General features: G+C 49.1%; 13 protein-coding genes. 8 read left to right on the top strand and 5 right to left on the bottom strand.

Annotated features, from left to right (window positions below):
* Positions 1-40: 40 nt before the first annotated feature.
* Genes ACO6V1_RS00685 through ACO6V1_RS00675 form a run of 3 tightly spaced genes read right to left on the bottom strand, consistent with a single transcriptional unit; the run spans position 41 to position 3,364 of the window.
* On the bottom strand, positions 41-319 hold the full coding sequence (locus tag ACO6V1_RS00685) for a hypothetical protein (protein WP_422465425.1): 279 nt from the start codon (positions 317-319) through the stop codon (positions 41-43).
* Positions 313-2,361 carry an RHS repeat-associated core domain-containing protein gene (locus ACO6V1_RS00680; RefSeq protein WP_422465423.1) on the bottom strand — a complete coding sequence of 683 codons (2,049 nt, stop codon included), beginning with the start codon at positions 2,359-2,361 and terminating at the stop codon, positions 313-315. The genes ACO6V1_RS00685 and ACO6V1_RS00680 overlap by 7 nt, the downstream gene beginning before the upstream one ends.
* Complete coding sequence (locus ACO6V1_RS00675) at positions 2,285-3,364, bottom strand: hypothetical protein (RefSeq protein ID WP_422449017.1); 1,080 nt, start codon at positions 3,362-3,364, stop codon at positions 2,285-2,287. Before ACO6V1_RS00675 ends, ACO6V1_RS00680 begins: the two co-directional genes overlap by 77 nt.
* 285 nt (positions 3,365-3,649) lie before the next feature.
* Here ACO6V1_RS00675 and ACO6V1_RS00670 point away from each other — a divergent pair, with 285 nt between their 5' ends.
* Positions 3,650-4,528, top strand: coding sequence for a patatin-like phospholipase family protein (locus ACO6V1_RS00670; RefSeq protein ID WP_422449015.1), 879 nt, complete (start codon positions 3,650-3,652; stop codon positions 4,526-4,528).
* Here ACO6V1_RS00670 and dgt read toward each other — a convergent pair.
* Positions 4,497-6,113: a dGTPase gene (gene dgt, locus ACO6V1_RS00665; protein WP_422465421.1), complete on the bottom strand. Its 1,617-nt coding sequence runs from the start codon at positions 6,111-6,113 to the stop codon at positions 4,497-4,499. The genes ACO6V1_RS00670 and dgt overlap by 32 nt on opposite strands.
* Positions 6,114-6,210: 97 nt before the next feature.
* On the opposite strand from dgt, the gene ACO6V1_RS00660 reads away from it, so the two are divergent.
* The 7 genes from ACO6V1_RS00660 to ACO6V1_RS00630 all read left to right on the top strand — a co-directional run bounded on the left by ACO6V1_RS00660 (position 6,211) and on the right by ACO6V1_RS00630 (position 15,334).
* Positions 6,211-7,356, top strand: coding sequence for an SPFH domain-containing protein (locus tag ACO6V1_RS00660; RefSeq protein WP_422465420.1), 1,146 nt, complete (start codon positions 6,211-6,213; stop codon positions 7,354-7,356).
* 85 nt (positions 7,357-7,441) lie between these two features.
* Complete coding sequence (locus tag ACO6V1_RS00655) at positions 7,442-9,400, top strand: DNA topoisomerase III (RefSeq protein WP_422449009.1); 1,959 nt, start codon at positions 7,442-7,444, stop codon at positions 9,398-9,400.
* Positions 9,401-9,625: 225 nt separating this feature from the next.
* Complete coding sequence (locus ACO6V1_RS00650) at positions 9,626-9,850, top strand: hypothetical protein (RefSeq protein ID WP_422449007.1); 225 nt, start codon at positions 9,626-9,628, stop codon at positions 9,848-9,850.
* Between the two features lie 61 nt (positions 9,851-9,911).
* A complete protein-coding gene (locus ACO6V1_RS00645; protein WP_422449005.1) occupies positions 9,912-10,931 on the top strand; it encodes a hypothetical protein in 1,020 nt (339 codons plus the stop codon).
* Positions 10,932-10,936: 5 nt separating this feature from the next.
* On the top strand, positions 10,937-12,247 hold the full coding sequence (locus ACO6V1_RS00640) for a hypothetical protein (RefSeq protein WP_422465418.1): 1,311 nt from the start codon (positions 10,937-10,939) through the stop codon (positions 12,245-12,247).
* Entirely contained in the window at positions 12,244-13,920 is a 1,677-nt protein-coding gene (locus ACO6V1_RS00635) for a hypothetical protein (RefSeq protein WP_422465416.1), read from the top strand. The genes ACO6V1_RS00640 and ACO6V1_RS00635 overlap by 4 nt, the downstream gene beginning before the upstream one ends.
* 16 nt (positions 13,921-13,936) lie before the next feature.
* Positions 13,937-15,334: a flagellar assembly protein T N-terminal domain-containing protein gene (locus tag ACO6V1_RS00630; RefSeq protein WP_422463382.1), complete on the top strand. Its 1,398-nt coding sequence runs from the start codon at positions 13,937-13,939 to the stop codon at positions 15,332-15,334.
* Positions 15,335-15,436: 102 nt separating this feature from the next.
* Here ACO6V1_RS00630 and ACO6V1_RS00625 read toward each other — a convergent pair.
* Positions 15,437-16,087, bottom strand: a 651-nt coding sequence (locus tag ACO6V1_RS00625) for a hypothetical protein (RefSeq protein WP_422465414.1), incomplete at its 5' end; no start/stop codon positions are given.

Below are 16,087 nucleotides of genomic sequence, written 5' to 3'. Positions count from 1 at the left end.
TCTAGCTCGTAACTGTCACTGGAGTCAACAATTACAGTAACTAGTGCCCCCCCCTTGAACCAATAAGGTGGAACGTATATTTCTCATACGCAGATTTTTCAGGAGATGCATGTACACTAATTTTTTCTTTTAATTTAGCCGCCGCATTTTCACCAACCAGGCGCATAACCTCTTGTTTGCTGAGCACCCACAGCTGGATACTTTCTCTCTTTGGATCATTATCAAGCGAGTATCTAACCAAAGCTTGAAAGCCAGCGACTAGCAAGAATAAAACAATAACAATTTTTACTTTGCCAGTAATAACAGGTAATTTTACCAATTTGAGTAACTCCCAATTTCTACACCTGCAGATACGCCCAGCCGTGCACCAAGTCCCATGGTATTGTTACCATCAATTCCGCCCCAATCAGACCTTTGCGTGAACCACCCTCCAACTGGTGTTGTAATAGCATTCCCACTGGTAGCTGACGCAGTAACACCTCGGCTCACAGGCCCATATCCAACTCCAGCAGAAGCAGTAAAAGAAGTTCTTGCAATATAGCCAGAACCACATGCTTCAGAATGTGGCGAAGGTGTGCCATATGGATCAATAGAGGCTCCTCCTCCAATACCTACTCCAAGCCTTCCTGTAACTTCCAGAGTTCCACCAGAGTAGGCAACATTAACGCCACCTCCAATGCCTAAATAGGCCTCAACACCAAAGGACCACAAGCCATATAAATCCACTTGTGAAATCGGGTTTGCTAATCCATAAACAAATAAATTCACACCACCCAGTAACCCAATCGGATCACTCTGCACATACCGCCCACTGCCCGGCGCATAATCCCTGAACCGGTTGTAATACAACCCACTCTCACCATCCGCATACTGGCCGGGGAAGCGGATATTGAACCCAAGGCTTTCACCACGGGTGATATCTGCCACGCCATAAGGTGAGAGGCTGGTTGCCCGGGCGGTGCTGCCTGCCTGATCGGTCATGGCTCTGGGAGTGGACAGCTGGTCTGCATGCACATCATACACACCCTCCGTCGTTTTGTACTGCAATGGTGCAAAACCCAGGGCATAACGGTACTGTTTGGTCAGTGTATCGTTACTGTCGTATTCCGCAACAATACTGTTACCCTGCCACTGGAAGCGAGTCGCTGTGCCGTTAACGGTTTTCAGCACCCGGCGGCCTAACGCATCGTGAGCGTATTCAGCGATGGTGGCTGGCGTAGTGGCACCGGCAGCGAAGGCTTCAAACCGCACCAGACGACCACGGTGGTTGTAGCCAAAGGTTTCGTAGCGGTTGTCCGCCTTGCTGATTTTCTTCACCAGGTTGCCAGCGGCGTCGTACTGATAGGTATGGGTGCTGTCTTCCAGTAATTTGTTGAAGGCGTCGTATTGTTGTCCGGCTTCCTGCCGGTTGCCTAATGCATCGTACTGGTAGTTATAGGTTTCTGCACCGTGGGTTGCGCTGACCAGCCGGTCGATGGCGTCGTACTGGTAAGACCACTGGGCACCGTCGCCAGTTCGCTGAGTAAGCAGGCCGTTACTGTTGTATTCATAGCCGTAGTCGATACCGGCCACATCGGTGTAGTTCTGGCGGGTCAGCTGGCCTGCGGCGTCGTAATCCCAGTTGCTGGTGCGACCATTGGGGTAATTGATGCCTTTCATCTGACCAATGGCGTCCCAGTTAAAGGTGTGGGTACCATCGGGGCTGGTCATGCCCGCTATCAAGCCACGTTTGTCCCAGGCATAGCTGAGGGTTTCCCCGGCGATGGTTTGTTCCACCGGTTCGCTCTCGGCATTGTATTGCAGGGCAATGGTTCTGCCGTCGGCGGTTTCCTGAAGGGTATGCCCGGCCTTGTCGTAGCTCCAGCTCAGCTGGCTTTCGGGGTTGGTGGCGCTGAGCATGCGACCGTTGGCATCGTAGGTGTATTGGGTGATTTCTCCCTGAGCATCGATCCGGATCAGTCGCTTGGCCGCGTCGTATTGATAGGTGGTTTCAATACCCCGTGGGTCGGTGCTGCTGGCTAGCAGGTTGTCCGCCCGGTAGGTGTGGGTGATGGCGCTGCCATCGGGGCGGGTTTCGCTGATCTGCCTGCCGTACTGGTCATACTGGAATGCAGTAACACCCCCGGCGGCATCCGTAACGGTAAGCAGGCGGCCTGCGGCATCGTAGCTGAACTTTGTCGTCTGGTTGAGTGCGTCAGTAGCGGCAACGACCCGGTCCAGTTCGTCGTAAACGACGGTGGATGACTGGCCATCGGGGCGCAGGGTTTTCACCGGCCTGCCCAGATCATCGTACTGAATACGAGTGGTGCGGCCCAGTGGGTCGGTGGCACTGAGCATTAATCCCCGTGCATTCCATGCCATGGTGGCGGTGTTGCCGAGGGCGTCTTTGAGTAGGATAGCCGGTATCAGACCACTTCATTTGCGTCACCGCTCCAGATGAGTCTGTCATCGTTATCAGGTTACCTGAATCATCATAGGTAAAAAGAGAGGCCCTGCCGCTGGGGGAGGTTACCTTCACAGGCCACGGCTTATCGCCTTTATACTCAAGCTGCGTCGTTTGCTCATATGGATTGACAGCACTGAGCTTTCTGCCTAATGCATCAAACTGGCTTGACCAGTGGTTACCAGCAGCGTCGGTGAGCTTCTGCTGATAGCCATTGCTGTTGTATTCGCGGAGTACAGATTGCCCCATAGGGTTGGTATCAGTGACAATTTGACCATGGCTATCGTACACAAAAGTCCAGGCACTTTTCAGGCTATCAGTTTTGGTGACACGACTGCTCCTGCCATCATAGTTATACGAGTATCGGTTTGCACCCTCAGTATAGGAGCTTACCTTATGCCCATTATAAGTAACCTCTGTGACAACTACACCGCTGGCATCGGTGATCCGGGTAAGCTGGTGCCATTTCTGCGGATCAGTCGAAATCAGGTAATCCTTGTAATCGTACTTTCTTACACCGCCGACGGGATCAGTGACTGACACCAGGTTACCGATGGCATCATAGTCATATACCCATTGTCGTCCAGAGTGATCACCCACGGTGGCGACTCGCCCATTTAACCCATAGGTTAAGTTGAGGCTCCGGCCATGGGTATCGCCAATTTGAGTCAGACGATCTTCATCATCATAGCGGTACAGTACTTCTTTTTTATTGGCATCCCGTCTGGCGACAAGCCTTCCGACCGGGTCAAATTCGGCACTGCTGCCGTCCAGTTTTACCAGGCTGGCATTGCCATTTTCAAGCACTTCGATGGTGTCGAACTTTCCGGCTGGAGGCTGATAAATACCCTCGTCGCTGAGCTGCTGATTGGTTACAAAAAAACGATGAAATTCCCTCAAAACCAGTGTTTTTGTACGCAAAACAGTGCTTTTATTTCAAACTCCTTGAGAAAGGTCTCCGCCCCATCCTGGTAACCAATTGAAATATATGATGATTTTAGCAGCACAAAAATCCAGCATGATCAGCGACAATTGCCGCTTTCCACACTGATAAGCGCAGCGGCTAGGGATTCGGTTGAGATTTACTTTAGCCCAGAGCGGGGCTCATGACATAATGTCGGCTTGAGCAAAAACTTTCCGAGGGCCAGGAGGCTGCTTCAGTTTTTTTGCAAGCAACGTTACTTTCCAGAGGTGGCGCTTTCATCTATGAGCATGTTCACGACAGAGCTTTTTAAAAGCAAACCCTATCGGTTGGGCCTGACCCTGTCCGGTGGTGGGGCAAAATGCATGGCTCAGATTGGCTTACTGCAGTACCTGAACGAGCATGGAATCGAGCCGGATATTATTTCCGGTGCCAGCGGTGGTGCGATGGTCGGTGCTCTGCACAGTGCCGGATATGCACCGGCAGAGATTCTGGACTTCTTTGTCTCGACCCGAATGTTCAGCTTTAGAAACCTGTCGTTCAATGCACTCGGATTGATTGACTCAGAGAAGATCGCGAAAAATTTTCAGGCTTATTTCCCGGAAGATAGTTTTGAATCATTGAAAAAACCTCTGTATGTGGTTGCTACTGATTTGAACAGAGCGCAGCAGACGGTATTTAACAGTGGTCCACTGATTAATGCTTTAACGGCATCGTCCGCTTATCCGGGCATGTTTACCCCGGTTAAATGGCAGGGGACCGTCTATGCGGATGGCGGGATTATCAATAACTATCCTTCAGACCTGATTAACGACCAGTGTCGCCATCATATCGGGATGTATCTTGCTCCGGTTATGTCCAGGCCCTGTGAGCATTTCGCCAACACCTTTGATGTACTGGACAGGGTATTTCAGATTTACAGTTCTGCCCGGCAGTTTTCCAATATCAACTTGCCGGAGGTGTCATTGGCACCGGAGGGTATCGAGGACTGCAGCGCTTTTATGGTGAAGCCGGATCAGCTACGGTCTATCTATGACATGGGCTATCATTCCAGCAGAAAATACTTCGAGAACGAAGGAGCCCAATGGCTGAAGACCATGAAAGGAGGAACGCAAAAGCGTTCCTCATGGTTTAAATTGCCGATAGGCTCTGATACTCCGTAAGTACGAAGTAGTCTGTCATGCCACCCACATAGTCCAGAATCAGTCTCGTCCGGAAATACCATTCAAGATCGTTCTGTTCAGCGGGAGAATGCTGTTCCTGACGCATTTGATGCACAGCCCGAACATAGGCTGCTTTATACTTCCGGGACAGTCGGTGATTGAGTCGATGCTCGATAAAGTGTTCGCTATCATCCAGATTATCGAGGTTTGCGAATGCGGTGCCGGGGAGTTCCAGAATGGGGCGATAGATATCGAGCAAGCCCATCAGGGCCGCATATCCGCGCAGTTCCGGTGTTTCTTTTTCCTGACTACTGAACACATGTCGTATGGCGACGGTTTTCAGTGTTTTCAGTGCCAGATGCTGGTCTGAGCCGCCATCAATTAATGGTTCATCCAGCGTCCCATGAAAAACTTCCTTATGCTTCTGCAGGTATCGGTTGGCAGCATAGCTGACCAGATCCCGGACCAGCTGTGAGCGTAAATGGCGAATAAAGTTCTGTGGGTTGTCTTTGGCAACATTTTCTGCGGTTTTAATGATATCCGGCAGGTATTGGCTCTTTTCGCCGGTGAACTCCTGCCACACTTCTTTCAGCCAGAAGCTCAGGCCCCTGAATGACAGAATGCCCTTATCAACAGCATCTTCCAGATCGGCAATGCAGTAAGAGATATCGTCTGCTGCCTCCATGATGTAGACCAGTGGAAAGCGACAGTTCTCCTGTATCTCAAGATGTTTCCAGATGTCCTGGATAAGGCGCTGTTCTGAGTAGTAGAAGCCGGGCTTTTTCTGACGGTAAGCAAATCCGCTTGTCGGATTCTGATAAGGTGCCCGGGTGTATTTGATGGTGGCGGCCAGCTGTGACCAGGTCAGGTTGAGTGTCTGCAGGCTGTGAATGATGCGCAGCCCCTGGGCGTTGCCTTCAAAGACGGACAAATCCGGTAACAGTACCTGGTAGAAAAGCTCTGAGTGACCGGTTTGGCCATTGACGGCGGATTGTCTGGCCATTGCCTTGTGATGGCAGGCTTCGCCATGATCCTGAACCCAGCGGCTGAACGCGGCTTCCCCAAAATGGCCAAAAGGTGGGTTACCTACGTCGTGTAGCAGGCAGGACATTTCTACCAGATTGGTAAAGGCCGTTTCGATACCTTCCAGACCAAGTTTTGCCAGCTCCCCATGTTGTTTTAGTTGATCCAGAATGGTTTTGGCCAGATAGCGGCCAGTTTGCTGAACTTCCAGTGAGTGGGTAAGACGACTGCGGACGGCTGCATTGGTTTCCAGTGGGTAGACCTGGGTTTTCTGCTGAAGCCTGCGCAGGGCCGCTGATTGAATAATACGACCCCGGTTACTCTCGGTCTCGGTAATCAGATCCTCTGGCCGGGCGCAGGTGACCGGCTCAGGGCGATCGCAGGTGAGTTTCTTGAGGTAATCCAGAGGTGCCATAGGCTTGGTAACCGGGAGTTTGGAGGTATTCAGATTACCATATCTTTCGGCTGATCGGTGAGTAGCATGATTTGCCACGTTGATCAGTGACCGGGCAATATCCGGATGAAAGCCTGCTGATTGGCTTTTTACTTTTTTTGTTTTCAATTTTGTCTTGACGGTTCATTGCTTTGCTATAACTACTGCTCCCTGATAAGTCTTTGTTTGAACCTGGAGTTAAATTGTGGAAGAGAAACTAATGATAATGTTATTTGTGTTTCTTTCTTTCTTACTCTTTCCGGGTGAAAAAGTTGAAGCCTATGATCTCTATTCTTATATTCCTTTTCTCTACAAAGTTCCCGAGGGAAACGTGGGGGTATTCAGGAATGGAAACCAATTTTATGAGGATGTCTATCCTGCCGGCGTTTATCCAGTCTGGCCTTCTGATGAAGGGTTTGTTATCAGCATTGTGCCTGAGACGGCGGCTGTGACGGACATTCTCTGTATTACTGCCGATGGGATAATCATCACCTTTCCCCAAATCACCGTTCGTTATCAGGTACATGAACAACATGTATTGAGTCTGGTTAAAAGCTATGGGCTTGATTTTGTCAAACCCGTTATTGAAGATCCTGTGAAACTCGGGGTTGCTCATTTATGCAGGGCGCTGAACGCTGAAGCGGTTTACTTTGATGAATTTATACCATTTAAGGCGATTCTGGGCCGTTATCTGGCAGAGAGGCAGAGGGATAAAGGTACTGGAATATCGATTTGTCATCTTGACATTGAATACCCCCGGGTTCCGGATGTCATTATTGACAATCATGTTGGTCATACAGATCACAAGCCCCAAACCCCGATAACTTGCGAACCACCTTATGAGATTTTCTACACACTGGAAAATGAGCAAGAAGCCATCAATCGCCTCTGTGGCTTTGTCAGACAGCCTGATGATGAACCTTACCCGGAGCCTGTTTCGGAAGAGGATTCAGCCATAGTTCTGGAGCCCTCTGTTTCAGTTGTTGAAGACGAGATTGCCGGTGTACTCAGCCCCGCAGAGGAAGTAAACACCGATGACACCGGACAGAGAGATTATGAGGTACTTCAGGAAGATCTGTCATTTTCGTGGGCTGAGGAGCCATTTATTAATGGTCAGGACTCTGGTGGTGAAGATGCCCGGCCTTCAGAACACAGTCGGGATTCCAGTTCAGAACCTATGGCGGAGGTGGGTGATAATACTGTGCCAGTGCACAGTGTTGATGCTGTAACAGAGATTAACCAGAACCTGCCATCAGGATTGGTTGATCAGGTGCCTGATCAGGAAAGGAGTAAGGAAAAGCTTTATCAACAGATGCAAGACTCGAAACACCTTTGGAAAAATAACAACAGCCGACTCTACCTGGGCTGGTAAGAAAACGGATGAATGCTCGCTAAATGGTGAATTATGCTGTATAAAAAAACAGTATTTTAGTCATTGTCAGCCGGACTGTTTTTGAATGCGGTTATTTATCGCCGAAAAGCCCAGCCTTGGGCGAGCCATTGCCGATGTTTTGAAAAAGCCCCTGAAAAAACAGGAAGGCTATATCGAGTCTGCGTCAGGAGATGTGGTGACCTGGTGCATAGGTCACCTGCTTGAGCAGGAGGAGCCGGATGCCTATGATCCGGCCTTCAAAACATGGAAGCTTGAGCACCTGCCTATTGTTCCCATGCAATGGAAATTGAGACCCAGAAAGGGAGGGCGTGGGCAGTTATCAGTGATCAATAAGCTGCTCAAACGGGCTGATATTATTGTCAATGCCGGTGACCCTGATCGTGAAGGCCAGTTGCTGGTGGATGAAGTGCTGGATTATCTGAAGCTCTCTGCCCAGCGTAAAAAAGATGTTCGTCGTTTATTAATCAGCGATCTGAACCCTTCTGCCGTTTCCCAGGCCCTTGGGCGGATGCGATCCAACCAGGAGTTTGTACCGCTGGCGGTTTCTGCCCTGGCTCGTTCCCGGGCAGACTGGCTTTACGGTATTAACCTGACCCGTGCCTGCACATTGCTTGGCCGGAAGGTTGGCTTTAATGGGCTGCTCTCCATCGGCCGGGTGCAAACACCGATTCTGGGTCTTGTCGCCCGACGTGATGCCGAAATTGAACACTTTCAGCCTAAGCCGTACTTTGAGGTTTTTGCCACTTTGTTAACGGCAAAAGAGGAAACCTTCAAAGCCAAATGGCTACCCAGCGAAGCCTGCCAGAACTGGATGGATGAGGAAGGGCGAGTGCTGGATCGGCGTCTGGCGCAGAATGTGGTGGACCGTATTACCGGCAAGCAGGGGACAGTAAAACGCGTCGAAGATAAGCGTGGCAAAGAACCCCCGCCATTACCCTACTCGTTGTCGGCACTGCAGATAGATGCTGCCAGGCAGCTGCGTATGGATGCCAAGACGGTGCTTGATAGCTGTCAGCGTCTTTATGAGCAGAAACTGATTACTTACCCCCGTTCAGACTGTCGCTATCTGCCCGAAGAGCATTTATCCCAGGCACCTGAAGTGTTGGCAACGATTCGCCACAATGTCTCTTCGCTGGGGAAGGCGGTGGATCAGGCGTTGCCGGAAAGGAAAACCAGTGCCTGGAATGATAAAAAAGTTGGGGCGCATCACGGTATTATTCCTACCTCTCTGAGAACGGACCTTGAACGATTGTCTGAACTGGATCGCAAGTTGTATGGATTAATTGCCAGACAATATGTTGCGCAGTTTTATCCTGATCATACTTTCAGAAAAAGAGTCGTCGATATCGACATAGAAAAAGGCCTTTTCCGGGCCGGGAGCCGCCAGACTGTCGAGGAAGGGTGGAAGGTTCTGATGAATTCAGGCAAAAGTCATCAGCGTTCCGTCGGTGATGAAAATAATGAAGAGAGTGCTTTTTTACCTGAGCTGGCCAAAGGCGATGTGCTTGATTGTCCTGAAGCCGAGCTGAAGGAAAAAATGACACAGCCCCCCAAACCATTTAATGATGCAACACTCCTTTCGGCCATGACGGGCATCGCCCGATTTGTTCAGGATAAAGACATTCGCAAGATTCTCCGTGAAACCGACGGCCTGGGAACCGAGGCAACCCGGGCCAGCATTATTGAACTCTTGTTCAAGCGCCAGTTCCTGGAGCGCAAAGGCCGAAATATTCATGCAACAGCCACTGGCAGAGCCCTGGTCAACGCATTACCGGAAAGAGTGACCACGCCTGATATGACCGCACGCTGGGAAGCCTCTCTGAATGACATTGTTGAGCGAAAAGGCAGCTACGGTGCCTTTATGGGCGGGCTTGATCAGGAGCTGAGAGCGTTATTGATGCAAACCATGAACGATGGCTTGCCCTCTGTTGCCGGATTGCCTGCCCCTTCGAACCAGCCGTTTAAACGAAAAGGCAAAGCAAAGAGTGCTGGAAGTCGTCGGAAGAAGCGGAGTTCAGCATAGAATATTGCCCTGAGAATCAAATCAGAGTCGAGCCAATTGCTTGTAACTTGAACTGACAAAACTATCAAACTGACAGACAGCTACATTACGAAGGTTGAACTCGCAGGTTACAACCAGCTGACCAAACTTGCTGAAACCGATCCTGAAGCTTACAAAGCAGAATACGCAAAGCTGCCAGAAGCTGAGAAAAAAGAATTTGACGCGTTCCTGAATACGTCTTCCGAGATGACGAAACAGTCTCTTGGTCTGTTAGTTGAAGCTTACAAGCTGCAGAAGAGTGTCCAGCAAATTGATATCAAAGCTCTGGTGTCCAATCCTATGAAATTGCCTTCCGCAATGAAGGGTGCAAGCCTTGCCGGTGACCAGATCTCATTTACCGTTGATGCACTCTCCATGCTGAAGAAATACCACGGTATTTACAACAACGCCATCAGTTACGCTGGCCGATAAAGTATAAAAGAGCAGCTATTTAGCTGCTCTTTTTTTCCTCCTTCATATTCACGAGATTATTATGTCTTTTGGCATCAAACATTTCTGTGTCTGCGCACTTTCAGCTGCCATTCTGACAGGGTGTGCAGGAATGCAGGGCAAAGTGCAGATTGACCCTTCACTCCATACTGTGAGTAAGGCCGATTATGAGTCCAGCAAAAAGGCCATTGAACTTCCACAGAACTATTCAACCAAGAACTACAAGCGTCTTGTGGTTGCTACAAACTTTTTTGCAAATAAAGATGCCAGCAGCTACTCAGACCTTCCACTGGAAACGGTTTCTACCATGATGGAGACAGAGATCAGCAAGCTGAAACGCTTCACGATCGTATCCCGCCATCTCGGCCAGAAAGGCAAAGCAGCTGAGAAACGTTTTCAGGATATGGGCACAACTGATGCCTTGTCGCGCATGCGCTTTGGTAAAGGCCTGAATGCCGATTACGGGCTGGTAGCCGGTGTTTCTGCTGTGAAGGAAGAGTATAACCGCGTTGACCATAACGAAGTCCTGTACATAATCCGCGTTGATTATCAGCTGATTGATTTCCAGACAGATGAAATTATTGAAGCGGATTCCGCAGAAGGCCGTGCCATTCGCACCCTGTTCCGCTTGCCAAGCGGTAAGGTGATTGGTGGTTTCGATCAAGAACAAGAGCAGGATGCACTGAACCAGGCATCCATTAACGCTCTTAAAATCGTTGCAAATAAAATCGGTAATAAACTGCCAATTGGAGGACAGGTCGTTGGTTTTAGAGGCAGTAATTTCCAAATCGATAAAGGCTATGAAAGCGGTTTCATGGGCAAACAGATCGTAACTCTTTACATGTCTGATATGGGGGTGGATCTGCCATTGGCTATTGCTGAAGTCACTCCTGGGGCCGATGCCAGTCGCGGTAAAATTATACGCTGGTCTAATGATCCTGATGTTCAGGACCTGGTCGCTGAAATCAAAGCTGATCCACTCTTCTTCAAAAAGAACGAGCTGTTTGCCGTATCCAACGGTATGCCGCTACCTCCAGAATGGGAAGATAACTACAAGGACTGAGCAGTATGCGCAGTACGAAAATCCTTACTGCCCTGGTAATGGTCTTTGCTCTGTCTGGTACTCCGGGGGTAGCAGCTTCGGCTGTTACTCTTGGTCAGTCACATACGTTATATTTTGACAAGTATGCGGCCAGCAAAACAGGCATTATCGTCGACTCCGGCATAGTTTTTTCTACGGTGATTCTTCCGTATGGAAGAGATACATCCAGAAATTCGGCTAAAGCCAAAGCGATGATTTCTGCATGGCAGCAGATCACAGAGCATTACCAGCTACAAGCCCTCTCATCTTCAACAGGTAGCTCCTCTCTTGACCAGGCTCTGATCAGACAGCGCGACATCCGGCTGAAAAAGCTTCCATCCCGTATTCTGGTGAACCGCCCGGAAGGAGAGAGCTACCGCTATGTTCTGGCAGCTAATGAAGAAGATATCAAAAGGTTGATCACGGCCAGCAAAAATGAAGACATAAGCACGGAAGATATCACCACACTATTACATCAGCTGGATGCCGGTCAGCATTACCACTATCTGGGGAAGATCTTTTCGGAATTTGGGTTGCAGGAGATTGCACTGCAGTGGGAAAAGAAAGAACTGTTAAAAAAATACTGCCTGGCAAACTATTACCAGCCATCGCAGCAGCCTTTTCTCGAAAGGCAGAGACTGTTGGCATTGCAGGCTGACAACTCACCTGCGTTGGATTGGCTCTGCAAACTTCCCGCCAGCGCCTATGTCATTGATAACCACCTGAAACAAAAATCTCTACCTGAGACAACCATTCTTGCTTTTGAGAGTACAGCCTTGCCTGCACGCGCACCAAATGCTATTGCACAGATTAAGGAAAACCAGCAAAAGAATCCCCTTGCCTACCTGCACAAACTACCTGGCCAACTGAATCTTGCCAGCCCTTATTCGGCCGCTCTGAGCCTGCCCGGACATATTCTGTTCAGTAACACATTCAGTGATCAGCCAGCCCAGGCCTTTAGCGATGCCAAAGTCCTTTTTGAACAGGGTAGAGAACTGGACACAATCATCTCTCTGCTAAAAGAAAGCATCAATAGCTCACCTCGTCATCAGGAGAGCTGGCAGTATCTGGGAGCTGCCTTAATCGCAAGGCAAAATTGGCCGGAAGCTGCTGCTGTTTATTTACAGTGGATCGCTCTTGAACCCAGCAACCTGGAAGCTATTTCACGTTACACAGAATCTCTTCACCGCATGGGATTAAAGCAGGAAGCATCCCGGTTCATTTCTTATCTGCAACTGTATGCCGCAATAAATAAATTTGCTTATAACACTATCCAAATTATTGAGAACAAACCATGAGATATCTCTTTAAAGCCACACTACTGGCACTGGCTGTCTCTTCAGCAGTACACGCTGTAGAGTTTAAACCCGAAGCGGCTTCGCCAGAAGTCACTGCTGTTTCTGTCCAGCCACAAATCGTCGAAACACCTGCCACAGCCGTTACCACTCAGCTGCAAACCATGCCTGCACAGTCCGCTGCTGCTGTTGATGCGATGGATCTTGCTTATCAATTTCTGGATAAAGGTGGGGTGCTTGAGGGGTGGAACAGCGATAAAAGAGTATATGTCGCTCTAAGTGAAGCTATTTTTGACTCGGAAGATCCATCTTATGATGACAGTTTCATCATTAAGCGTTCTCTGAAATCCATGGAAGCATCTCTGGATGCGAAACGATCCATTATTCAGTACATATATACTGATATGTCTGCAGCAGATCGTGTCAGCACTCCGGGTACAGACCTTAATGTTGAGTTCAAAGACAAACTTGAAAATTTGGAAAGAAAAGCTGCTGCTCAGAGGGGGCGAGTAGCCAAACTGTTGGAAGTTATGGATGCCAAAGAAGCACAAATGCTCCGAGGTGTCACCTTTGGTGATAGAGCCGATGCATTGATGGAAGCTGCTATCAAAAAGCTGGATGGGCACTTCGATAAGGGTGAAATCGCTGCTGATAAGCAAGCCCAATATGAGCAGGCTAAAGCCAATTATCAGGAAGCCATGTCTGAACATGAAAGCACCATGAACGAGCTGGACCAGCTGGCAGGCAGTGTCACAGGTGAAGCCTATAGTATGGCTGAAGCCGTTTCCAAAATGCCTCTGTATGGTGCCATTACTGCCGCTCAGTTTGAATCATGGGATGACATTAAGCAACAGTATAAAGTTGCCATGGTGACCGTCTGGTCTCCAAAACAAGAGGAGATGATACGGGCTCTGCTTTCAGGTGCAGCAATGACGCTTCCCAAAGGGAAACAAGATCTGGCTGATTATATACGCAGCCAGGACTGGTCTACCGCTACAGGGGGGCGCAAGTTCCGCGATAGTTCTGGTAATTTCCATATTCTTGGCATAGCTGCCAGCCCTGTTGGCAGTAGCTCTTCTTCTGAACGAAAAGCCCGTGGTATCGCTGAACTGATGGCGCGTAAACAAGTGGCTACAGCCCTTTATGCGGACGTTGCTGCCTATGAAAAAGCCGAGCAGGCAATGACGACCCTGAGTAGTAGTGGTGGAAAGGACGTCAGCATTGCTGCGGAAAGCTTTACCAGCGAGCTCAGCCAGAGCATCGAAAATCGTGCTGTCCAAGGTCTATCCAAGCGTTTTGGCAGGCGTGTGACCCACCCGCTTTCTGGCCAGGATATTTACGTCAGCATTTACTCCATTGATACATCCAGTGTTGTTAATGCCAGGCTTATGCAGGCCAGCCAGTACCAAACCAAAGTACTGGACGTTCAATCACAGCAGCAACTCAAAGGCACTAAAGACGGTTTGGACCAATCTGTTCGCATTGCTGAAAGCAACAAGACTGTTTATAACCAAGCCGAGAGAGAAGCTGCCAGCAGCAATCGTGTCGTTCCTCCAGTAGCGACACAGCAACCTGTGAAGCAGCAGGTTCCCGTTCAAAACACACAAGGTACGGCTACCTCCGGCACTTATACCGGAGGCGGCAATGCCGATGCAGAAGACGCATTTGGTTGGTAAGGAGGGCCGTTAACTAATGAAACGTTGGGCTCTCATTCTGGCAGCACTTCTAATGTTGCCAGCATTAGCCAATGCTTCTCTTGAGAAAACTGTGTCCACAATGCTGGCTAATAACCAGTATATGGGCATGGTGAATGACAATGAGCTTGGACGTACCGTGATCGCAATTGGTCTCGGTATGCACCGTAAAGCCAATGTTGCTCAAGAGATAGCACGGCAGGATGCCATGAAATCTCTGACGGCTTATCTTAAAGGGGAACGGATTTCCTCTGTAGAGCGGGCCAGTCAATCCTGGAAAGGTGATACAGTACTCGAAGAGTACTACACCTCATTGACCAGCAATGTTGAAGGCACTCTGAAAGCCGCATGGAGTTTTAATACCGGTGAGCATGATGGTATGACCTATAACGTAATGGTCATTTCAGAACGTAGCCGTGATTTCTCTGAACTGTTTGAAAAGCAAGATAGCATTGTTGAAGCCCGTGGTGTTGCGTCTTTGTCATCAGGTGTGGAAGCTGCACGCACGACAGCGTTGAATAATGCTTTGCGCAGTGCTGTCGAACAGTATGGCGGGGTGCAAATGGCCTCCAAAACAACGATTGAAAACGCAGAAGCCTTGAGAGCAAAACTTTCAACGGTTTCCTCTGGCCATGTGCAGCGCTATACGGTGATCAAGGAGTACCAGGAAGGAAACAACTACTTCATCATCATCAGTGCCGAGGTAAGTGACTCTCCTCCTGACGGTCAGCAGCAGATTCTCGCTATTCAGGAAAATATGGGGCGACCATCCTTTGCAATTCAAACGGACAGACCTGAGGTTGATCGCCTGATGCGCGAACTTCTGGCGACCAGTGGTTTTGAGGTTTCGTCCTCGCCCAATAGTGCTCGATACACCATCAAGACTGACATCAGCAAGTATGAGTATAAGGCAATGGGAGGTATGACCGGACTGCAGACGACCATTAAAGTCCGTATTACTGACCGCTTCAGTAGCGATGATTTGATTAACGTATCCAGTGATCCAAACAATAGCGTTGAAATTTCTGACTCGGCCACTATTCGGGAACAAAACTCTCTGAGTTATGCCATGGAAGATTTGCAGCCAAAGCTCACCAGTGCAATAAAGAAGCAGTTTATCAGCCAGTTCAACAACGGAAGCAAAATTCAGGTAACACTGAAAAATTTCGATCGTATGCGGGATGTTGATGAACTACGGGCTTGTCTGGAAAGCCTGCCTCTTACCAAATCTGTGAGTGTTCAGCCCATACAGAATCGCAGTGCCAACTATGAGGTTATATATCTGGGTGATCCTGCCAGCCTTCAGCTGGACATTCTCAAACAGTCCCGTTCTTTCAGCTTGAGAGGGCTCAAGGCCAAAAATACGGATACCAGGGCCGTTGTTCTGTCTTTTTAGCTGTCTTGTTAACTTTATTTAAGCCCCGCAGCAGGCAGCGGGGCATCCAAATGGTTCAGATTCTGGTGGGAATGAGGACACATTGCCGAATTCAGTGATCACTCAGAAGAAGAGTTTCACAAAAAACTGGGTGGTGTACTGATCAGAATTGCCGCGATAATTCAGGCCAAATGACCACTCATTATCCACTTGATATTCTGCTCCGGCAGTGAAGAAGCCGGTATTGTCATCTTCGTCCCGGTCATAGTATTGCTGAATATAGCCGGAATTCAGCCAGAGGCCTTGTTCCAGGTGATAACGGGCGCTGACCGACGCTGTGTAGGCTGTGACTTTATCCTTTACCTCATCCGCATCCACAGACAGGCCGTTTCTGAGTCGGCCACTGGTGACCGATGGAATGACATGGAATCTGTCCGTTGGCTTTAATAACAGGCTGGCTCCGGCAAAGTAGGAGCTGCCATCAATCTCGACATTACTGGCAACATCATCTTTATCAATGCGGCCGTAGGCGTATCCTGCGTTCAGGATGACGGGTATGGATGGGACTTTATAGGCACCATTGACGAACCAGGTGGTTCCATCGAAGTTTTGCGTGCCCTGATTCTGATTATTGTAACCAAAGCCGGTATTAATAAATGTATAGTTATAGTCATTACCTGCGAATGCCATAGCTGAAGTGGAAAACAGTAATGAAATTAACAATATGCGAAAGGTCATCGGTTTAATCCCTGGTTTGCCGGGAGAGTTGTCAGT

The organism is Endozoicomonas sp. ALC013, assembly GCF_049310205.1.
GTDB lineage: Bacteria > Pseudomonadota > Gammaproteobacteria > Pseudomonadales > Endozoicomonadaceae > Endozoicomonas.
Note: the sequence above shows the minus strand (reverse complement) of the source record. Positions and strands in the feature narration are given on the sequence as shown.